22 protein-coding genes and 1 pseudogene are annotated in these 20,099 nt (G+C 65.4%); 5 read left to right on the top strand and 18 right to left on the bottom strand.

Features of this window, described 5'->3' with window-relative positions; all coding sequences use genetic code 11:
• Positions 1-185 precede the first annotated feature (185 nt).
• Positions 186-1,106 (bottom strand): MurR/RpiR family transcriptional regulator, encoded by a 921-nt coding sequence (locus AC5RVD_RS02295; protein ID WP_494112381.1) that lies wholly within the window; start codon positions 1,104-1,106, stop codon positions 186-188.
• Positions 1,107-1,260: 154 nt separating this feature from the next.
• A complete protein-coding gene (gene lysA / locus AC5RVD_RS02290; RefSeq protein WP_494125820.1) occupies positions 1,261-2,700 on the bottom strand; it encodes a diaminopimelate decarboxylase in 1,440 nt (479 codons plus the stop codon).
• 335 nt (positions 2,701-3,035) lie between these two features.
• Here lysA and AC5RVD_RS02285 point away from each other — a divergent pair, with 335 nt between their 5' ends.
• A complete protein-coding gene (locus AC5RVD_RS02285; protein WP_494125819.1) occupies positions 3,036-4,403 on the top strand; it encodes a DUF2254 domain-containing protein in 1,368 nt (455 codons plus the stop codon).
• A gap of 98 nt (positions 4,404-4,501) precedes the next feature.
• Here AC5RVD_RS02285 and AC5RVD_RS02280 read toward each other — a convergent pair whose 3' ends face one another.
• Positions 4,502-4,867, bottom strand: coding sequence for a hypothetical protein (locus tag AC5RVD_RS02280; protein ID WP_494125818.1), 366 nt, complete (start codon positions 4,865-4,867; stop codon positions 4,502-4,504).
• A 330-nt stretch (positions 4,868-5,197) separates the two neighbouring features.
• On the opposite strand from AC5RVD_RS02280, the gene AC5RVD_RS02275 reads away from it, so the two are divergent.
• On the top strand, positions 5,198-5,644 hold the full coding sequence (locus AC5RVD_RS02275) for a MarR family winged helix-turn-helix transcriptional regulator (protein WP_494112384.1): 447 nt from the start codon (positions 5,198-5,200) through the stop codon (positions 5,642-5,644).
• Positions 5,645-5,703: 59 nt separating this feature from the next.
• On the opposite strand, the gene AC5RVD_RS02270 is transcribed toward AC5RVD_RS02275, so the two are convergent.
• From AC5RVD_RS02270 to AC5RVD_RS02230, 9 genes and pseudogenes are all read right to left on the bottom strand, one after another.
• The gene (locus AC5RVD_RS02270) at positions 5,704-6,750 is read right to left on the bottom strand and encodes a HoxN/HupN/NixA family nickel/cobalt transporter (RefSeq protein ID WP_494125817.1); all 1,047 of its coding nucleotides are present in this window, start codon (positions 6,748-6,750) and stop codon (positions 5,704-5,706) included.
• Positions 6,751-6,806: 56 nt separating this feature from the next.
• Positions 6,807-7,661 carry an urease accessory protein UreD gene (locus AC5RVD_RS02265; RefSeq protein WP_494125816.1) on the bottom strand — a complete coding sequence of 285 codons (855 nt, stop codon included), beginning with the start codon at positions 7,659-7,661 and terminating at the stop codon, positions 6,807-6,809.
• Positions 7,658-8,272: an urease accessory protein UreG gene (ureG, locus tag AC5RVD_RS02260; protein WP_493940768.1), complete on the bottom strand. Its 615-nt coding sequence runs from the start codon at positions 8,270-8,272 to the stop codon at positions 7,658-7,660. Before ureG ends, AC5RVD_RS02265 begins: the two co-directional genes overlap by 4 nt.
• Positions 8,273-8,337: 65 nt before the next feature.
• Positions 8,338-9,051, bottom strand: a complete 714-nt coding sequence (locus tag AC5RVD_RS02255; protein WP_494125815.1) for an urease accessory protein UreF — start codon at positions 9,049-9,051, stop codon at positions 8,338-8,340.
• A complete protein-coding gene (ureE, locus tag AC5RVD_RS02250) occupies positions 9,032-9,505 on the bottom strand; it encodes an urease accessory protein UreE (protein ID WP_494112388.1) in 474 nt (157 codons plus the stop codon). The genes AC5RVD_RS02255 and ureE overlap by 20 nt, the downstream gene beginning before the upstream one ends.
• Positions 9,506-9,534: 29 nt before the next feature.
• Positions 9,535-11,247, bottom strand: coding sequence for an urease subunit alpha (gene ureC, locus AC5RVD_RS02245; RefSeq protein WP_494125814.1), 1,713 nt, complete (start codon positions 11,245-11,247; stop codon positions 9,535-9,537).
• Positions 11,248-11,396: 149 nt separating this feature from the next.
• A pseudogene (locus tag AC5RVD_RS02240) lies at positions 11,397-11,831 on the bottom strand (urease subunit beta); the annotation flags it as partial.
• A gap of 18 nt (positions 11,832-11,849) precedes the next feature.
• On the bottom strand, positions 11,850-12,152 hold the full coding sequence (locus tag AC5RVD_RS02235; protein WP_493989825.1) for an urease subunit gamma: 303 nt from the start codon (positions 12,150-12,152) through the stop codon (positions 11,850-11,852).
• Positions 12,153-12,368: 216 nt separating this feature from the next.
• Positions 12,369-13,388 (bottom strand): squalene cyclase, encoded by a 1,020-nt coding sequence (locus AC5RVD_RS02230; RefSeq protein ID WP_494125813.1) that lies wholly within the window; start codon positions 13,386-13,388, stop codon positions 12,369-12,371.
• Positions 13,389-13,423: 35 nt separating this feature from the next.
• Between AC5RVD_RS02230 and AC5RVD_RS02225 the strand changes: the two genes are divergently transcribed.
• A complete protein-coding gene (locus AC5RVD_RS02225; RefSeq protein ID WP_494125812.1) occupies positions 13,424-13,567 on the top strand; it encodes a hypothetical protein in 144 nt (47 codons plus the stop codon).
• A 10-nt stretch (positions 13,568-13,577) separates the two neighbouring features.
• On the opposite strand, the gene AC5RVD_RS02220 is transcribed toward AC5RVD_RS02225, so the two are convergent.
• Complete coding sequence (locus AC5RVD_RS02220) at positions 13,578-14,309, bottom strand: dienelactone hydrolase family protein (RefSeq protein WP_494125811.1); 732 nt, start codon at positions 14,307-14,309, stop codon at positions 13,578-13,580.
• 102 nt (positions 14,310-14,411) lie between these two features.
• Here AC5RVD_RS02220 and AC5RVD_RS02215 point away from each other — a divergent pair, with 102 nt between their 5' ends.
• Positions 14,412-14,996, top strand: a complete 585-nt coding sequence (locus tag AC5RVD_RS02215) for a PepSY domain-containing protein (RefSeq protein WP_494125810.1) — start codon at positions 14,412-14,414, stop codon at positions 14,994-14,996.
• 22 nt (positions 14,997-15,018) lie between these two features.
• Here the strand turns inward: AC5RVD_RS02215 and AC5RVD_RS02210 are convergent, their stop codons facing one another.
• The 4 genes from AC5RVD_RS02210 to AC5RVD_RS02195 all read right to left on the bottom strand — a co-directional run bounded on the left by AC5RVD_RS02210 (position 15,019) and on the right by AC5RVD_RS02195 (position 17,761).
• Positions 15,019-15,999, bottom strand: a complete 981-nt coding sequence (locus AC5RVD_RS02210; protein WP_494125809.1) for a D-2-hydroxyacid dehydrogenase — start codon at positions 15,997-15,999, stop codon at positions 15,019-15,021.
• Positions 15,999-16,688, bottom strand: a complete 690-nt coding sequence (locus tag AC5RVD_RS02205; RefSeq protein ID WP_494112612.1) for a PspA/IM30 family protein — start codon at positions 16,686-16,688, stop codon at positions 15,999-16,001. Before AC5RVD_RS02205 ends, AC5RVD_RS02210 begins: the two co-directional genes overlap by 1 nt.
• Before the next feature lies 1 nt (position 16,689).
• Entirely contained in the window at positions 16,690-17,388 is a 699-nt protein-coding gene (locus tag AC5RVD_RS02200) for a hypothetical protein (RefSeq protein WP_494125808.1), read from the bottom strand.
• Between the two features lie 166 nt (positions 17,389-17,554).
• Positions 17,555-17,761, bottom strand: a complete 207-nt coding sequence (locus AC5RVD_RS02195; RefSeq protein WP_127512299.1) for a cold-shock protein — start codon at positions 17,759-17,761, stop codon at positions 17,555-17,557.
• Positions 17,762-18,065: 304 nt separating this feature from the next.
• Between AC5RVD_RS02195 and AC5RVD_RS02190 the strand changes: the two genes are divergently transcribed.
• Positions 18,066-19,169 carry a fatty acid desaturase family protein gene (locus tag AC5RVD_RS02190; RefSeq protein ID WP_494112614.1) on the top strand — a complete coding sequence of 368 codons (1,104 nt, stop codon included), beginning with the start codon at positions 18,066-18,068 and terminating at the stop codon, positions 19,167-19,169.
• A gap of 73 nt (positions 19,170-19,242) precedes the next feature.
• Here AC5RVD_RS02190 and AC5RVD_RS02185 read toward each other — a convergent pair whose 3' ends face one another.
• Entirely contained in the window at positions 19,243-20,073 is an 831-nt protein-coding gene (locus tag AC5RVD_RS02185) for an aldo/keto reductase (protein WP_494125807.1), read from the bottom strand.
• Positions 20,074-20,099 lie beyond the last annotated feature (26 nt).

Raw genomic sequence — 20,099 nt, 5'->3', positions numbered from 1 at the left:
ATTCAGGCATATCTGCTTAGCTGGCCGAGCGGTACCAGATGTGGTGTTCCTGATGCGGGCGACGAGACGCCTCGACCTCAGTTCGATAGACGCTTGATTCCCCTCGAACGGCGTGGGAGGGGTATCGCGGGCAAGAGGGCATGGACGAGCGAGAGTATGTATGCGTTGCCCGTCTTGAGCCCAACCTATGGTGCAGCCTTGCCTGCCGGCTCCTCCGCGTCGAGCTGCCGCCGGTATTCCCAGTGTGGTACAAGTGCTTCGGTGAAGGACCCGTAACGTTCGAATCGAGCCCGAGCGGAGTTCGACGTCATATCAACCACTCGTGCTGTTAGGGTTTCAACGACTGCCAAGCTGGACACGTATGACTCGAACGGCCTCGGCGTTCCTACCGAAGCGGGCAGTACCGCAGTTGCCACGTCCGCCAGAGGCGACAACCAAGGGTCCGTGAAGAGTATGAGCTTCCCGCCTTGTTCGACGAGAGCCCTCCCCAGCTTTTCCGTCCTGGCTTCATAGCGCCGAAAGTCGAAAGCAACCGCGGTAGTGCGCCTGTCTGCATCGCAGAGTGCGGCTACGCGTCGTGTGGGTTCATCGTCCAGAAACTCGACTCCCGGACGCAGTTCCTGAAGCATGGCGGACAGATAACGAGCGAGGGCTGAACTGAACCACCCGCCAAAAATAAGGACCTTCCGCCTCGGGTCGGCCAGCAGATCGGCCGCAGCAGAAATGTCCTCGGTGGACAGTCGACTCATCGTTGCGGATATGGCGGAGCTTAGGGCGTCGGAGTAGTCCTGAAGTTCATTTCCCGCCGTGTTTTGCGCCTCGGGAAACAGCTCGACCGGCGACGTCACACGCGCAATCACGTCGTCTTTAACAGCCTCTTGGAACTCCATATACGTAGCGAAACCCAGGTGGTTCACGAAGCGGATCACAGTTGGTCCGCTCACTTGGGCATGCCGAGCCAGCTTTGTCGATGATTCGAGGCCGATCGTCGCTGGCCCTCCAAGCAGGGTGCGCGCCACTTTACGCTCCGCGACAGACATCTCGGACAGCTGGCGGCGAATAACCTCAAAAACGGGGAGATCTCTGGACGCCTGGCGATCGGACATTCGTGTACCTCCGTCATTGCACCCATCCGAGATCGAACTTCGCCGCCCGATTGTGAATGGGTTTGTACTTTCCTGATGTTACTGCCGGCTCATCGTTTGTAGACAGGCCTTGAAACTCAACCCGCAAGCAGGAGGAACAGTGGCTCGGTTCCTGTTAGCACCACACATCCCTGCGGAACAGGTCGTCCTCGGTCTCTCCTCTAACGATGATCCGGGCAAGCCCGTCGGAGACAGCAACAACCGGCGGGCGCGGCGTGTAGTTGTAGTTGCTGGCGAGCACCCAGCAGTATGCCCCTGTGCCCGGCACGGCGAGGAGATCCCCTGGCTGCAGGTCCGAGGGGAGGTAGACATCGCGGACAACGATATCGCCACTCTCACAGTGTCGTCCGACTACGCGGGACAACGCGTAGTCCGCCTGTGAGCTTCGCGAAGCGAGGGCCGCTGAGTAGTCGGCGCCGTACAAGACGGGGCGCGGGTTGTCACTCATCCCTCCGTCGACGGAAACATATCGTCGCGGAAAGATCTCGGAGCCATGCTCGATGTAATTCGTCTTAAGCGTCCCCACTGAATACAGGGTAAAGGTCGAACTTCCAACGATGGCCCGACCAGGCTCGATAGAAATCCTCGGTATGTCGATGCCGAAGCGCTCGCATGCATTTTGGACGGCGCGGGCAATGGCCGGGGCAACTTGTTTCGGCTCGTGCGGGTTATCGGCTGCCGTATACGCAATGCCATAGCCGCCGCCGAGATCCAATTCCTCCAGTGCCGCGCCGTAGAATCTCCGCATGTCGGCGACGAATTTCAAGAGTCGCTCGGCTGCGAGAGCGAACCCGTCGGGCGAAAAGATCTGGGAACCAAGGTGGCAGTGAACCCCTAGAAGCAGCACGCCTTTGTCCTGCAGGGCTGCCGCCACGGCAGCCTCCGCCGCGGAAAGCCGCCCTTTGACTGAGGCCATGGATAGGCCAAATTTCTGATCTTCGTGAGCTGTTGCAATGAATTCGTGGGTGTCAGCATAGACACCAGGAGTCAGGCGCAACAGAACAGGGGCCGCCGTGCCACGGCTTCGGGCGAGCTCTCCTACGCGCGCGAGTTCTTGAAGGCTGTCAACGATGATCCGTCCAACGCCCATATCCAGTGCGCGGATCAGCTCGGCATCGGACTTGTTGTTGCCATGCAAACCCAGCTTCGAACCCTCAATGCCTGCCCGGGCTGCCAACGCTAGTTCGCCGCCGGAGCAGGTGTCGAGGTGCATGCCTTCCTCGACCGCCCATTTAGCGACCTCGACGCAGAGAAATGACTTGCCGGCATAGTAGATGTCTACGCCGCCACACAGCGGTTCGAACGCTTCATTGAACGCGGCGCGGAACGCGCGGGCACGCCTCCGGAAATCGTTCTCCGAAACAATAAAGGCGGGGGTGCCAAACTTTCGGGCCAACTCTGAGACGCCCACACCCTCCACGACCAGTTCACCCGTTGCTGCCCGACCAACCCCGCTCGGCCAAATCTTGGACGTCAGTGCGTTGCGGCCGGAAGGAACTGCTAGCCATTTCGGTGCCAGAGGCGAACTGGCTGCCATCATGGTTTCAGGTGTCATTGACTCTAATCCTCGCTTTGCTCCGTCTCGTTCAACGGACGGAGCGCGCACATCCGCAGGCGATAAGAGGAGCCGAAGAAGCTAGCTGCCACTCACCGTGGCAGCCGCCGTGCCGTTGAAGAATGCGACGCTGATCACACCGCTTCGTTGAGCATAGTGTCGATCAAGAAAGACCGTCAATAGCGGAACATGAATGAACATGTTCAAAGCGGCATCGCATGGGGCGCAGCTGTGGGCAGCGATGACGTAGCTGGTGAGGCGGGGCTAACAGAGCAGTCTTGAAGTATGGATGCCGGTGTTTTGACTGGCCTCGCGCTCCTCCATAGTCTCAGCCCATGATGTGGACAAGGTTCGGGATCAGGGCCAGTGCGGCGGCATATTCCTTCCGGGAGAGCCTGTTTCTTCTTCCGGCGATCATCGTCGTGTGCGGTGCCGGGTTGGCGGAGGTTGCCGCAGCGATTGACGCGGCGGGCACAGAAACTCCGCTGCTTGGCTTCACGTTCGGAATGTCGAGCAACGCCGCGGTCTGGTTATTGAGCGTTGTTTCGGGTGCGACAATCACGACCGCAGGCGTTGTTTTCTCCCTGACGGTCGTGAGCCTGCAGCTGGCCAGCAGCCAGTTCTCGCCCCGAGTAATGCGCTCTTTTGTCCGCGACCGCTTGAGCCAATGCGTGGTGGGACTGCTCGTGGCCACGTTCGTTTACTGCGTCCTGGTGATGCGGAACATCAATGCCGAATCCAGCGACCCTGCGCCCCGCTTATCGATGACCATTGCGGTGCTGCTGACGGTGGGGACGGTGCTGCTCATTATTGCGCACCTCAACCACCTCGCCCACCGGCTCCAGGTGGGGGAAATTGTCCGGACCATCGCCAACGAAGGCCAAAGAATTGCGGCTACCGTCCTGCACGGCAGCGGAAACGAAACAAGTCCCACAGGATCACCGGTACCGCCGGAAACGCAGCCAGGATTTGTTGTCCGCGCGCACCGGGACGGTTGGGTTACCCAAGCCCTGAGCAAGAATATTCTTGCTGCCGTTCCCGCCCGCACCACCGTCCGGCTCGAGACCCGCGTCGGGGCTTACATCCACCAGGGCGAACCGCTGGCCACCGTCTGGCCTGATGGCGACGCGGCCGTCGCCCGCCGCTTGAGGGGCGTGATCAGGGTCAGCAACGCGCGCACTGCCCAGCAGGACATCGACTTTTCCATTCGGCAGTTGGTCGACATCGGCCTGCGGGCGCTGAGCTCGGCGATTAACGATCCGAACACCGCCGTCGAAGTGGTGTTGCGGCTCGGAAGCCTCCTGCGAAAACTGGTGCTATCGGAGTTGCCTCCGGAAAGGATCGCCGGGCGCCAAGGCCGGCTCCTGCTGCGGCCCTGGGAGCTAAACATGGATGAATACATTGACCATGCTTTTGACCAGCTGCGGCATGCCGCAACCGAACAGCCGCAGGTGGCTGCCGCAATCTTGAGAACACTCCGCATGCTCATCCAGTTGTCACAAGAGTCGGGTCGTCCCCAGCACGTCCCGGTGCTCCGCAAGCACCTGACGATACTGACGGAAGCGATCGACGGAAACTCCAGGCTGCATCCTGCCGACCGGCAGCACCTGCGTGATCTCTCAGCCAACGAAACAGACCCGGCTGACCATAGCCGGCAACGTCCCCACCACACCGACGCTTCGACGCCCGGCGGCAGAGGCTGACCCGCATGCCCCGGGCTTCGTGGGTCACCTTCGTAGCGGCTTCGTAGAGGACCCGGCGCGGCGCGCCTGCGGCCGGACCGCCATGCCGGCAGGGCGGGTCAGCTGATGGCCACCAAATCCAGCGGGTTCGCGGCAGCCCCACCGGTCGGTGCGGGGAGTGCAGAGGCGCACGTTCCGGCGGCTGCGGCAACCAGTTCGGCAGGTACACCGGAGGCCAATGCGGCGGATGTCTGCTCCTGGAAGACGGCCTTCGCCTGGTCCAGGGCCCATTCCGCCGCCTCGACTTGCCCTGCCCGGACGGTGACGGCCTCCAGTGCTTTCTTCTGCCCCGGGGTCAGGTCGGAAACTGTCTGCGCCCGTCCCTCAGGGAGTGTGTCTGTCGCAGCTGGCCGTCCGGTATAGATCGTGGAGTCCAACTCCGCGATGGACAGGGGCAGCGTGTTGGTTTCGTTCACGGGATCCATCAATGTCCCTTTCAAGGGAAAGTGCAGCGCTTCTTCCTCTGGTGAGAGAGCGCTTGCTGCGTGTTGTAGACAGACAGGCCTGCCTACTGAGTCGAAGCCTACCGCACGGTCAAACACGGAAGGCAGCGGGATTGTCGGTTCGGTCGCGCTGTGCCAAGGACGACACTTTCCCCGGCATTCGCCTCCAGGTGGGCGCCCGGAGGTTCATCCGCCAGCGCCGCGACGGGTCGGGGGCGCCAAGCGTCCCGGCGTGCAAAAGATCGGCGTAAGTTGCTGTGATGCTGGGATAAACCATTGACCTCTCAACGGTCAGTTTGCTTATAATCCTGCATGCCTGATCTTTCCAAGTGGCCCATGCCCCGGCTCCTGTCCACAGCCGCGAGGCTTGTCGAATACGAGTGGAACGAGCAGCTGGCTTCCCTCGGCCTGACCCATGCCGGGGCAACTGTCCTGGAAATCCTGGCCGTGGAGGGGCCGATGGCCCAGGCACAGCTGGCAAAGCGGGTGCGGGTGCAACCACAGACCGTGGGCAAGACCCTGGCACGGCTGGAAGCAACCGGTTACATATCCCGCGCTCGCAGCAAGAGCGACCGGCGCGAGCAACGGGTCAACATCTCGGAGCGGGGCGAGGAAACCTTCCAACAGGTGGTGAAACTGGGACAGGAGCTTCTGGGCGAGGACGGCGAGGTCGAGCAGCTCAAGACGCGGCTCATCGGCGTCATCCGGGACCTCGGTAACGACAGATTCGGCATCAAGAGGCCCTTGCGCCCTGCCTGACCCGGCAGGGACAACAACGGAGTTTTACGCCGGCTGGGGCCGCTTCCAGGCCGCCTTGGTCAGGCCGGCACGGCCCGGCGGCGCCAGCCGAGGGTGGCGATGCCCCAGGTGGCGAGGAAGACGGCGACCAGCAGCAGGCCGGCGTGGCCGAGGTCGAGCGCGCCCAGCCAACGGGTTATCGGATCCTTCAGGCCGGCTTCATGCAGGATGCCGCCGACGGTCAGCACGGCGATGAAGAGCGCGGAGCAGGAGGAGAGGCCGGTGATGACCATGTTGAAGCCGATCTTCTTCTGCGGGTCCAGGATGGCGGTGCGGTACATCTTCATCATGGCCATGCCGTTGGCTGTATCGCACAGCGTCATGGCGGCGGTGAAGCCCAGGGGCAGGGCCATCAGGGCCAGGGGCGAGACGCCGGCGAGGGCGGCGGAGGCGGTCAGGAGCAGGAAGGCGATGGTGGTGGCGGTGTCGAAGCCGAGGCCGAACAGGAAGCCAAGCACGTAGATGTCCCGCGGGCGGTTGATCCGGGACAGCGGCTTGTCCAGCAGCCGGGCGACCAGGCCCTGCGGGCGCAGCTCCTGCGCGGTGACGTGTCCGCCGTCGCGCACGTGCCGGTAGAGCCGGGCGGTGCGGCGGAAGGCGGCGCCGTTGAAGACGCCGATAACAAGCAGGAAGGTGGCCGAGACGGCTGCGCCGATCAGGCCGAGCACGGTGTTGACGGTGGAGCCTTCCTCCAAAGCCGAGGCCATGATGGTGGCGCCGCTGACCACGAGAATGCCGGCCAGCAGCACGATGGTGCTGTGCCCGAGGCTGAAGGCGAAGCCGACGCTGACCGGCGAGCGGCCCTGGGCGGCGAATTTGCGGCTGGAGTTGTCGATGGCGGCGATGTGGTCACAGTCGTAGCTGTGCTTGACGCCGGCCAGGTAAGCGGTGAAGAACAGGCCGATGGCCAGCGGGTGCGTGTCGGTTGCGAACGAGTAGGCGAGCAGGCCGAGGCAGAGCACGTGCAGCAGGGCGACGGCGCCGAAGGTGGCGGCGATCCGGCGCGAGGCCGGCAGTTTTTCCCGCTCAAGGTAGCTGGAAGCGAGGGGGAACGGCTGTGCGTTCATACTTTGTCTCCTTTGGGGCCGGGCCGGATTCAGGGTGGCTGGCGTCCGGCGCCGGGTCAGTACTTGCGAAGATTCAGTGGTTGCTGGCCGAACCAGCGGTGGCGGAGCAGGTCGACGGCTGCGTGCAGCATGGCGTTCAGCGTGTCGGTGCTGCGGGACAGGGCGCGCAGGGCGAAGCCGGGGCCGTTCAGCAGCGACAGGCCGAGCTGTCCGCCGGGATCCATGGGGGCCAACAGGTCCTGCAACTCGCGGACCAGGTCACCGTCCACCCGGGGGTCGACCGCGAGCATCGAGCCCAGGTGCGAGTAGTCCTCAAGGAAGAGCATGCTGGACAGCGGCGCGTCCGGATCGCCGGGGCGGATCAGCAGGTTGTCCAGCGCGAGCAGGCGGCCGTCGCGGTAGATGTCGTTGCGGATGCGCACCTCCTCGTACCGGAAGGGCCGGCCGTCCGGGGACCAGCCGGGAGTGACCACATCGCACATCACCAGGGAGGAGTCCGCGGCGAGTTCGACGACGGTCTCCTGGCGGTAGGTAGCCTCCCGGTACGCGATGAGCTGGTCCGGCAGGTACTCCAGGCTGGCGCCGGGGCCGAGCCGGAACCGGGTGTGCTGCACGGCCGGATCGCCCGGCGTCCGGTAGATCTTGGTGGCGGACTGGGTGGTCAGCAACAGACGGGCTTGGTCCTCGACCTTAATGTCGACGTCGTAGACGTCCCCTCCCAGATAGCCGCCGCCCGGGTTGACGATCGTGTAGGCGACCTGCGCGGAGGCGTCCAGGTAGTGCGGGCGGATGACGCGCAGCGCGCCCTGGTGGTATTGCGAGGTGGCGACGCCGCGGCCGCCGCGCTGGCCAACGGTCAGGCGCAGCTCACCGGTCGGCAGCTGCACGCCCACCGGCCGGGCCGCGCTCATTGCGCCAGGTCCTGCATCAACACGTCGCGGCGGAGCCATTCGATGACCTTATCCAGGCCCTCGTCCGTCTTCAGGTTGGTGAAGCAGAACGGCTTGTCTCCGCGGAATTCCTTCGAGTCGGACTCCATCACCGACAGGTCGGCACCCACGTGCGGCGCCAAGTCGGTCTTGTTGATGATGAACAGGTCCGACTTGATCATGCCCTGGCCGGCCTTGCGGGGAATCTTCTCGCCCTGCGCCACGTCGATGATGTAGATGGAGAAGTCCACCAGTTCCGGGCTAAACGTCGCCGAGAGGTTGTCGCCCCCGCTTTCGATGAACACGACCTGCAGGTCCGGGTGCCGGTTCTTCAATTCCTCCACGGCGGCGGAGTTCATTGAGGTGTCCTCGCGGATGGCTGTGTGCGGGCAGCCGCCGGTTTCGATGCCGATGATCCGGTCCAGCGGCAGCACGCCGTTTGCGGCCAGGATCTTGGCGTCCTCGATTGTGTAGATGTCGTTGGTGATGGCGGCCATGGAGATCTCGCCGGACAGGTGCCGGGTCAGGCGTTCGACCAGCTGGGTCTTGCCGGCACCGACGGGGCCGCCGATACCAATCTTGATGGGTTCCATTGTCTTACTCCTTGTTCCGTGGGCCGGCCGCTGGGCGGCCGGGTCTTGCGGTGCGCGACGGCGGGTCAGGACATGAACATGCGGGCCCGCTGCCGCTCGTGGCGCATTTGGGCGATCTCCAGCCCAGGTGCGGCGGCGCCGAAGTCGCTGCGGTCCAGTCCGGAGATCCTGGCCGTGGCCGCGGTGATCTCCGGATGGATCTGGCGCAGCACCCGCTGGCCGGCGTCCTGGCCGATCGGGATGCCGCGGATGGCGTTCTGCGTCAGCGAGGTCGCCGTCGAAAACAGGTAGGTGCCCAGCAGCTCCGGCAGCGGAACCTGCAGGCTTCGCCCGGCGAGGGCGAACGCCAGCGCCGGGTGTCCGCTGCAGGCGCCGCTCGCGACGTCCTCGCGGTACTGCTCGATCTCGTCGCTATCGAGGATCACCGAGGCGATCTGGAGCATCCGCGCGCCCATCTTCACGCCGGCCTCGCGCACCTGCCGCGGCAGGGCCTGCGCTGCCAGCATCGCGTCCAGCTCACGCAGTTCAGCCGTCGAGCGGGCTTCCAGGGCCAGCCGGATGGCGAGGCCGTCGCTGTAGGTCAGCTGGCTGTGGATGAACTGGCCGAGCCAGACCGCGAAGGTCTTCTCGTCGCGGACCAGCCCGCGTTCCAGAAACGTCTCGAGCCCGAACGAGTGGCTGAAGGCGCCGGTGGGCAGGGCAGAGTCGGCCAGCTGCAGCAGGGGCAACAGGTACGACGACGGGTGGCGGCCGGGTGCCTCAGTGCGTGTGTTCGGCATGTCGAAACGGCACGGGCATGACCCGTTCCTGCCGGGAGTAGGGCACCCGCATGTGCTGCAGGTAGTCTTCGACGGTGTGGTCGTACTGCACCACCATGACCTCCGCGCGGTAGTCGCTTCCGGCGTCGAAAAATTGCGCCTGCAGGTGCCGGTTGCCCAGGCTGTGGGCCACCACGCCCATCTCCCGGATGGTGCGCGGGGCGATGACCAGGACGTCCGTGGGCAGGACGCTGACGACGATGACGTTCGACTCGTCGCGGAACAGGATGTCGCCGTCGCGCAGGTCGCCCGGCGTGGCCAGCCGGATGCCGATTTCGCGGCCGTGATCGGTGGTGACGCGCTGGACGCGCTTGACCAGTTCGCTGCTGGGAAGCGCTACCTTCTCCTCGTGCAGGCCGGCAAGCTCCGTGTTGGGAAGATCGTGCCGGTTGGCGATGACGCGCTCAACAATCATTGACTACGTCCTTTCGGGTATGGCTCGGTCTAGAACAGGAAGTAGCGCTGGGCCATCGGCAGCACGCTCGAGGGCTCGCAGGTCGCTACCTCACCGTTCACCGTGACGGTGTAGGTTTGCGGGTCGACCTGGATATCCGGGGTCTCCCCGTTGTACTTCAGGTCGGCCTTGGTCAGGGTGCGGATGCCGTGCGCTGCCCGGATGGTCCGGCGCAGATTCAACCGGTCCGGGATGCCTTCGTCGATGGCGATCTTCGGCATGAACGTGATCGAGGATGAGTGCACTGCGTTGCCCAACGCCCCGAAGTTCCGCCGCAGGGCCCGTGGTTGCGGGGTGGGAATTGAACCGTTGGCGTCGCCCATGATCGACTGGACGATCTGTCCGCCCTTGATCACCATCTCCGGTTTGACGCCGAAGAAGGCCGGATCCCAAAGCACCAGGTCGGCGAATTTGCCCACCTCGACGCTGCCGACGGAGTCGGCGATGCCGTGGGCCAGCGCGGGGTTGATGGTGTACTTGGCGACGTAGCGCTTGAGCCGGAAGTTGTCGCCAATTTCCGGGTCTTGCTCAAACTTGCCGCGCTGGCGCTTCATCGCATCCGCCACCTGCCAGGTCCGCAGCACCATCTCGCCGACGCGGCCCATGGCCTGGGCGTCCGAGCTGGTGATCGAGAAGACGCCGAGATCGTGCAGCACGTCTTCGGCGGCGATGGTCTCCTTGCGGATCCTGGAGTCGGCGAAGGCTACGTCCTCGGGGATGTCCGGGTTCAGGTGGTGGGCGACCATGAGCATGTCCAGATGCTCGTCGAGCGTGTTGGTGGTGTAGGGCAGGGTCGGGTTGGTCGAAGCGGGCAGGACGTTCGGCAGCCCGGCGACGCGGATAATGTCCGGGGCGTGCCCGCCGCCGGCGCCTTCGGTGTGGAAGGTGTGGATCACCCGACCGTCGATGACGCGGATGGTGTCCTCCACGAAACCGCACTCGTTGAGCGTGTCCGCGTGGATGGCGACCTGCACATCGAACTCGTCGGCGATCCGCAGCGACATGTCAATGGAGGAGGTGGTGGCGCCCCAGTCCTCGTGCACCTTGAAGCCGATGGCACCGGCCCGGATCTGTTCGGCCAGCGGACCGCGCGCGCTGGCGTGGCCCTTGGCAAGCAGCCCGATGTTGACCGGCAGATCGTCGACCGCCTGCAACATCCGGCCGATGTGCCACGGTCCCGGCGTCACGGTCGTCGCCTTGGAGGCATCCGACGGCCCGGCGCCGCCGCCGATCAGTGTGGTGACGCCGTTCGCCAGGGCAACCGGCACCTGGTCGGGGCTGATGAAGTGCACGTGGGTGTCGATGCCGCCCGCGGTGAGGATCTTGTGCTCCCCGGCGATCACGTCCGTCGCGGCACCGATGGTGATGTCGACGCCGGCGGAGATGTCCGGGTTGCCGGCCTTGCCGATCTTGAAGATGTGTCCGTCGCGCAGCGCGACGTCGGCCTTGTAGATCCCGCTGTAGTCCAGCACCACGACGTTCGTGATGACCGTGTCCGGAATGTCCTGGTCGCGCGTCCGCTGTCCATTCTGGCCCATGCCGTCCCGGATCACTTTCCCGCCGCCGAAGACCACTTCCTCTCCGTAGCGGGTGTAGTCGTGCTCGATCTCCAGCAGCAGGTCGGTGTCTGCGAGCCGGATCGCATCGCCGGTGGTCGGCCCGTACATCTCGGCATAGTGCCTGCGTTTCATCTCGAAACTCATCGCTGCTCCTCCCCGCCGCCGTTGGTCTTCCCGATGGCAGCACCGTCGTCGGTCTTCTCGGCGGCCTCGCCACGGCCCGGCTTCTTGCCGGCGCCGCGGGCCTTCGGTCCGCGCGATTCGTCGACCGGGTCCAGGCCGTACGTGGTGTGGAAGCCGGCCCCCTCGAAGCCAACGTTGGGCAGATCAATGGCGTATTCGGCCGCCAGTTCGGGCTCGGCCTCCGCGTTGATGCCGGCGGTGCCTCCGATGGCTTCGGTGTAGCCCGGGGGGACGCTGGCGCCCAGCGACCCGTTCACGTGGTTTCGGAAGCCATGGACCTCGCGGTTCCCGGCGATTTCCACCAGGTGCACGCTGCGAGCATCGCCCGGTTCGAAACGCACGGCCGTGCCTGCCGGAATGTCCAGCCGGAAGCCGCGCGCCGCGACCCGGTCCATGTCCAGCGCCGGATTAACCTCGGCGAAGTGGTAGTGCGACCCGACCTGGACCGGCCGGTCGCCTCGGTTGGTCACGTTCATGATTCGGGTCGCGACGCCCTCATTGCAGATGATGGGCTCGTCGCGCAGGATGTATTCTCCCGGTTTCATAGGTACTCCTCCTCAGGCTCAGCGGATCGGGTTATGGACGGTGACCAGCTTGGTGCCGTCGGGGAAGGTGGCCTCGACCTGCACGTCGGCGATCATCTCTGCGACGCCGTCCATAACGTCGCTGCGGGAGAGGATCGTGGACCCGTAGCTCATCAGGTCCGCGACCGTCCGGCCGTCGCGGGCCCCCTCGATCAGCTCGTACGTGATCAGGGCGACCGCTTCGGGATGGTTGAGTTTAAGGCCGCGCTGCTGGCGCCTTCGGGCCAGGTCGGCGGCGACCACAATCATGAGTTTTTCGTGCTCACGGGGCGTTAAATGCATGTAGAACTCCCTAGTCCTTAACAAAAAGAAGTGTCCACCCGTTATCTACAACCGGTCAGAGACTAGACCGGGAGGCCCGTGGATAAGGCAAGGATAGCCACAGTGATTGCACCCGGCAACTTGGTGGGAATCCGGTGGCATCACCGCCTCGCAATTGCTTGAGCTCGAGCTTCCAGGTGTCACTCGCTTCGCTCCGTCTGTCTGAAGGGGCCGCGATCAGCGCCACACGGTCTCGGACCTGTAACCCGACGCAGGCGGGAGGGCGCCCGCCTCGTCCCACCACGCCAGGGCGCGCAGGCCGTGGAACGTGAGCCACTTGGACGGCTCGCCAGGGGCTACGTCGACCTCGAACCAGGCGCGGCCGGGGTGGCGGCGTTCCTGCAGCCAGGTTCCGTCGGGCTGGCGCGCGGATTCGATGAGCTCCATGGCGTCGGCCAGCCGGGGATCGGGTGCCGCGCCGTCATGGAGGGTCGCCGACCTGAAGTAGTCCACGGCATTCAGTGCGCTGTACAGCCAGCGGAACGGATAGGCGAAGTGCGTGGCCCACGGGGCGACGAGTTCGCCGGTCGACCGGGTGTACAGCAGCCGGCGTTCGAGCAGGTACTCCTCGCCGGCGTGGCGGGCGGCGCGGAGTTCGGCGGAACCGCCGGTGGCGGACTCGTAGTACAGCAGCCCTTTCAAGGTGTTGAGCGTGGAGTGGAACGATGAACGGGTGGAACCTTCGATCCACTCGCAGTTCCAGCCGCCGTCGGGCAATTGGTGCTCGATGAACCAGGTGGCGATCCCGCCCACCTCCGCACCCAGCCATGCGCCGTTGGCCAGGGTGAAGGCGTTGATGCAGCAGTCCACTTCGCCGTCCCAGTACGGCAGGTTCTCGTATTCCCAGCGGCTGTTGGCGGCGAGCAGGTCGGCTGTGCCGGCCAGCACGGCGGCGTCGAGGCCCCAGTCCCGGAGGGAATTGAGCGACCACGTGGTGGCCGTCCACGGCTGTCCCGCACCCTCGGCTGCTTCCGGCCCTTGGAAGTCGAAGTCGCTGGGGAAGTACGCCCCGCCGGCCCACTGGCCGTCGGGGTCCTGGTGTGCGAGCAGCCGCGCGCCGAAACCCTCCGTAGCCACGCGCGCCTTGGTCGCGGTCCACTGTTCAGGGGGCGCGTGTGCGAGGTCCCGTTCGACCTGCCAGCGCAGTGCCGGATCGGAGTCGAGCAGCCAGTCGACCAACGCCGCCTCGGGCTTCATGGTCAACAGAGTAGCGGCCTCTGTGGAAGAACAACATGGCCGAACCGCCACGCCGCCGGGGGAGGGGCTACTTCCGCGTGCGGGGGCCGTGGCCGGGCCGGCGGAAGCCGCTCCGGCACTCGATCACCAACACAAAGGACGACGTCGGTGCCAAGGTGGGCACCGACGTCGTCCTATGACTTGTGGAGGCTACTTAACCTTGTCCTTGAGGAACTGCACGGAGCGGCTCCAAGCCAGCTTGGCCTCCTCGGGACGGTAGTTGCCCTGCGGGTTCTCGTCGTTGTGGAAGGCGTGCGGGGCGTCGTAGAAGTAGTAGGTCACTTCCGCGCCGGACTCGCGGCGGATCTGCTCCTCCTGCGCCTTGGCCTTCTGCACCGGGTAGGACGAGTCCTGTTCGCCGTAGTGGCCCTGGATGGCGGCGCGGACCCCTTCGTACGATTTGGGCACGCCCTGGCCGACGCCGTAGAACGGCACGGCTGCGCTGATGCGCTCGCCCTGCTGTGCGGCCAGCGCCAGCACAAAGCCGCCGCCCATGCAGAAACCGATGGCGCCTACGGTGGTACTGGTGACCGCCTCGTGGGCCAGCAGGTAGTCCACGGCGCCGGCCAGCAGCCGGGCACCTTCCTGTTCCGGCAGCTTGGACATCATCGCCGCGGCTTCCTTGCCGTCGTGGGCAATGCGTCCGCCGTAGAGGTCGGGTGCCAGCGCGACGAAACCTTCGGCGGCCAGGCGGTCGGCAACATCCCGGATGTGGTCCACCAGGCCCCACCACTCCTGAATGACGATGACGCCGGGGCCGGACCCGGACTCAGGTACGGCCAGATAGCCGTGGGCCTGGGTGCCTGCGGATTCGAACGTGACGTTCTGGTACGTCGGGTTGTTGGCCAAGGTCGTACTCCTGATCACTCGGGGGCATTCCATGTCAGTCTAGGACAGCAGCCGATGTTGTCGGGGTTACCGGTGGGGCGACGGCGGAGGCTCCGGGGCATGGCCAAGCCGGTTGTCGGGGCGGAGAATCGGTGTATGGAACAGCTGAGGAAGACTTTGACTGCCCTTTCGATGGCTGCCGGGCTGGCCGTTACAGTGTCGGCCTGTGACGCCACCGGAGACGACATATCCCAGCCCGAACCGGGCCAGGCCCAGCCGGCCGAAACCCCAGCCGGGGCCGGCAGCCCCAGCCCTGCCGGCACCGGATCTGCCATGCCCAGTGAACGCAATGCGATAGCCGCTGTCGAAACCGCGGTGACTGCCGTCCACGGCAGTTCCGCGATCGAACTCGACTACAGCGACCGGCTTCAGGCCTGGGAAGTGGACGTCTTCGACGTCGATGCTGAGGTCGAGGTACAGGTCTCGCCGGACGGCAGCGAAGTGCTTGAGCAGCGGGAATCCGGGGGTGCCGAACCGGAGCATGCCCGAGAGTTGGAGCAGACCAGGGTTTCCATGCCCGAGGCCCTTGCGACCGCGGCGGAGGCAGAACCAGGCAACGTGGACGAAGTGACGCTGGGGAATGAGGGCGGCCTGCCGGTGTGGGAGATCGAAATCGACCGCGAAGACGGTTCCAGCATTGATGTGCTGATTGACGGCATAACCGGTGAGCAGATGCGCTAGAGGGAGATGCCCGCGTGTTCGTTCATGATCCTGCGGGAGCGGCGAAACCCAGCTTCTTGTCGATCATGTTCTCCAGCGGTTGCTGCCGGATGTAGCGCGCGAAATTGTCCGCGAACTGGCCGGCCAGCTGGGGCAGCCAACCACGCGCGTCACCGCTGAGGTGCGGCGAGACGATCACGTTGTCCATCGTCCAGAGCGCGTGGTCGGCCGGCAGCGGCTCGGTTTCGAACACGTCCAGGGCGGCTCCGGCGATGGCGCCGGACTGCAGCGCTGCCACCAGCGCGTCGGTGTCCACGCAGGCCCCGCGGCCCACGTTGACCAGCCGGGCGGTCGGCTTCATGGCCTCCAGCACGGGTGCGTCGACGAGGTGCCGGGTCTCTTCGGTCAGCGGTGCCACCATCACCACCCAGTCGAAGTCTCCGACGACGGCGGCAAGCTCGGACGAAGCGTAAACCTCGCCGAAATCGGCGTCACCGCTGCGGGCAGTGCGCCCAGCCCCGGCAACCCGCAGGCCGAGGGCCTTGAGCACGCGGGCGATTTCGCGTCCGATGGCCCCGGCGCCGACGATGAGCGCTCGGCCGGACTCCAGGCGTTCGGTCTCGCGGTGCTGCCAGGTCCGCCCCCGCTGCAGGGACAGCAGGCCGGGCAGGTCCTTGGCGAAGGCCAGCATTCCGGCGAGGACGAATTCGGCGATCGGCCGGTCGAAAATGCCGCGAGCGTTGGTAACCACCACGCCTGAATCCCGCAGGTCCTGGAACAAAAGCTTGTCCACGCCGGCGGCGGCCACGTGGATCCATTCCAGCGAGCCGGCGGCATGCCAGGCATCCTCCAGCGCGGGGGAGAAAAAGTCCCAGAGGAACAGCACGTGGGCGCCGTCCAAGGCCTCGGCGAGTTGGTCCGCGGTGGCATAACGCACCTCCGCGGCGGCCTCCACGTCCTCCATGCCCGGCGGCAGATGGTCTTTGTACAGGACGGTGACGACGGGTCTGGCGGCTGCGGCCATCAGGCTTCCGGCGCCTTGTTGCGCCGCGACTTCAGCGCGCCCAGCTGGTCGTCAACTTCCGTGCTGGCCTCCAGCCATTCGAAGGCCTCCTGCACTTGCGGCGAGTCCGGGTCCGACCACGCGATTTCGTTGCGGGCGGACGCCTCGGCCTCGATGCGACGGGTCTCCCGCTCGGCATCCCGGGCAGCGGACTGCATTCCGGTTGCGCTGCCGGCTGCCGCCGAGGCGGCCTGCTGCATGCCGAGCGTGGCCTGGGCGACGTTGCGGCGGGCTTGGAGGGTTTGGTAGCGCAGGCGGCTCTCGTCTATCCGCGAGGACAAGCGGGCGAGCTCCCCGTCCAGCCGGCGCCACTGATCGGCCATGCGCTCATATTGCCGGGCGAGGGTTTCCACCCGCTTCGACGCTGTGATGCTCCGGTGCAGGAACTCGCGGGCCCCGTCGTCGTCGCCGCGGGCCACGCACTCTTCGGCTTGGCGGTCGCAGTACGCCTGCTCTGCTTTGGCCTCATCCAGCAGCAGCCCGATGCGGCGGCAATCGGCCGCGATGTCCGCGACGCTGCGGCGGGCCTGGTCCACCGCTTCGGACTGTTGCTGCTGGCTGGCCTCGATGGCCGCCAGGGGATCGACCGGAGTCTCTTTGGCCGCGCGGTTGGCGCGGATAATGCGTCCAAGGCGGTGCTTGATGGACACGCTAGCTCCTCATGGGATCGGGCCGACGCTGCGCCGGGGCGGGCTGGCGGCGCGGCGGGAAGCTGGACCGGGAGTGTGGCGGGACAGCAGTGCTGTGCCCATCGCGGACACCGCGGTAGGCCGAGGACCAAGCGTGCAGCGCCTCGATCTCCCGGGACAAATGCCGCCCGGCCAGTTCCAGCTGCTCGGCGTCGGCAGAGTACCCGGCTTCCACCAGGTGTTGCCGCAGTTGGCCCGACAGCCGGGTGAGCTGTTCGGTCCGTCCGCCCAAGCTGGCGGCGAGGGAGCGCTTGACCTCCGGCACCGGCTCGCCTTCCGCCAACTTCAGTTGTTCGTCCAGGGACCGGGAAGCCGTCTCAAGCCTGGCCGCCACCAGCGGAAGTTCCCCGACGGGGCGGCCCTCCGCCCGGGCGGCGGCGAGTGTCCGCTCCGTCGCTTCCGTCGAGCGCTGCAACCCGAGCCGCTGGCGCGCAAGGCGGCGGCCGGCGGCGTCCTTGCTGAAACTGCGGACGGTGAGGGATCCCCGGCGCAGCCCGTTCCGGAGCCGGCGGGAGCGCCGGATCCTGCGGATCGCCAGCCACACGGTCACGGCCGCCGCCGTCCCGACGCACAGCACGGCGATGCCGGTGAACATCAGGATCTGCAGGAGCATGTCGGCCAAAAAGGTTCCGGTACTGGCGGGCACTGGTGTCAAGGGCATGCCTCAAGTTTGCCCCCGGATGATCGATTCCTGCCAGTGGGAGTGAATCGCCGGGCAAAACGCCGGGCAAAACGCCAGGGCAAGACAGCGGGCAAAACAATGGAGCCGGCTCCCTTACGGGAACCGGCTCCATTGGAAAGACTAGAGCGGCGTTGCCGCTGCCGTCTTAGAGGCCGCGGATGTTGGCAGCCTGCAGGCCCTTGGGGCCCTGCACGGTTTCGAATTCGACCTTCTGGTCTTCACGCAGTTCGCGGTATCCGCCACTGTTCTCGATAGCCGAGTAGTGAGCGAAGACGTCGGCCGAGCCGTCGTCCGGAGCGATGAAGCCGAAGCCCTTTTCAGAGTTAAACCACTTGACGGTTCCAGTTGCCATTCTTGTACTCCTCCGAGTATTTTCACGCCCCGCGGACTTCACGGGTCGTTTGCAGCGGTGTTTTTCGTCCGCCGTTCAGAGAAGCACAAGCCCTTCGGTGAAGGGCCTGTTGCTCAAAATCAAATGCGCAACACAACAACTACAAGAACTACTGTACAGGACATTTTCCGGGAATCCGAATGGCGCTACCACGGCACCCTCTGTTCAGGACTCGTTCAGGTTGCTACCGTAAAGTGATCTTCATCTACGGGGCACTCGCCCTACACCACGGCTGGGAAGCCGGACCCGATCCACTGAAGGCTGCATGAGCATATCTGTATCTCCCCCGACAACTTCTACCCGTAGCAAGCGCGGTTCTTCCGCCGCCAGCGGCTACTCCCAGCTGTTGAGTACGGTGCGGGATGCAGGTCTGCTGCGAAAGCGCAGGGGATTTTACATCAGCCTCTTTGTTGCGCTGGTGCTGGGGCTGGCCGGCGCGGTCACCGGATTCGTACTGCTCGGCGACAGCTGGTTCCAGCTGTTGATTGCCGGCGCCCTGGGCATCCTGTTCACGCAGCTGGCGTTCCTGGCCCATGAGGCCGCCCACCGGCAGGTCTTCGAAACCGGTCCGGCCAACGACCGTGCCGGAAGGTTTCTGGCCAACGCCGTGGTGGGGATCAGCTACCAGTGGTGGATGAACAAGCACACCCGGCACCACGGCAACCCGAACACGATCGGCAAAGACCCGGACATCGAGCAGGACACCGTCTCCTTCCTGCCCGAACAGGCTGCCGAACGCCGGGGCCTGATGGCCTGGTTCACCCGCAGGCAGGGCTACCTGTTCTTCCCGCTGCTGATGCTCGAGGGCATCAACCTGCACATCACCTCCATTAAGTCGCTGTTTGCCCGCGGGCCCGTCAAGGGCCGCAAGCGGGAAATCTCCGTGCTGTTCGCCCGGCTGACTCTCTACGTCGCGGCCATCTTCGTCTTCCTGCCGACCGGCATCGCCTTCGCGTTCCTCGGCGTCCAGCTGGCCGTTTTCGGCGTCTACATGGGCGCGTCCTTCGCGCCGAACCACAAGGGCATGCCGCTGATCCCCAAGGACTCGAAGGTGGACTTCCTCAGCCGCCAGGTCCTGACCAGCCGCAACATCGTTGGCCGCACCCCCACGGGAAGCGGCGCCATCAACGCACTCATGGGCGGACTCAACTACCAGGTGGAGCACCACCTGTTCCCGAGCATGCCCCGGCCCAACCTGGCTAAGGCGGCCCAGATCGTGCGCGAATACTGCGCCAACCACAGCATCCCGTACACCGAAACGTCGCTGCCCAAGTCCTACGGCATCGTGGTCCAGTACCTGAACAAGGTTGGCCTGTCGGCCCGGGATCCCTTCGACTGCCCGATGGTGGCCGAGTACCGCCGGCTCTAGCGCTCCGCCTCTAGCGCTCAGCAGGTTCCCTACGGTTGCCGGTGTCCAACGCGGACACCGGCAACCGTCGTTTCTAGAGCTGCGTGAAGGCGGCCGTGGCCGGGTCCGCGCCGATGCGACCGCCGGCGTCAAGCGCCGTGATCGCGGCCAGGTCCTCCGCATCGAGCGTGAGCCGTGCCGCGGTCAGGTTTTTCGCTATCCGGTCCGGGTTGGCGGACTTGGGGATCACGATGTTGCCGTTGGCCAGATGCCAGGCGAGCACCACTTGGGCCGGGGTCGCCAGATACTTTGCCGCGATGGCGGTGACCGTCCGGCTCTCCAAATCGGCGCCCTGGCCCAGAGGGCTGTAGGCTTCGACGGCGATGCCGTGCCGGCGGCTGAGCGCCGCCACTTCGCGCTGCTGGAAGGTCGGGTGGATCTCGATCTGGTTGACCGCCGGCACCATGCCTCCGGCGGCCAGCAGGGTCTCCAGATGCTCGGACAGGAAGTTGGAGACGCCGATGGCCCGGCTGAGGCCTTCGGCGTAGAGCTCTTCGAGCGCCTGCCACGACTGCACGTACAGGTTCTGCGAGGGCACCGGCCAGTGGATCAAGTACAGGTCCACGAAATCCAAGCCGAGTTCGCGCAGGCTGTTATCAAAAGCCCGGCGGGCGTCGGCCTGTTCGCCGTTGCGGAGCTTGGTGGTGATGAACAGTTCCTCGCGCGGGATCCCGCTGGAGGAGATGGCGGCGCCGACGCCGGACTCGTTCCGGTACGCGGCAGCCGTGTCGATGTGGCGGTAGCCTGCTTCAAGGGCAGCTTCGACCGCCTGCTGGGTTTCGGCCGGCGGCACTTGGAAAACGCCGAAGCCCAGTTGCGGAATGCTGACGCCGTTATTGAGATCCATCGCGGGCACTACGGCCATCGGGAATGCTCCTTCGGTGCGGGGGC

This window comes from Arthrobacter sp. THG-b23 (genome assembly GCF_059091265.1).
Note: the sequence above shows the minus strand (reverse complement) of the source record. Positions and strands in the feature narration are given on the sequence as shown.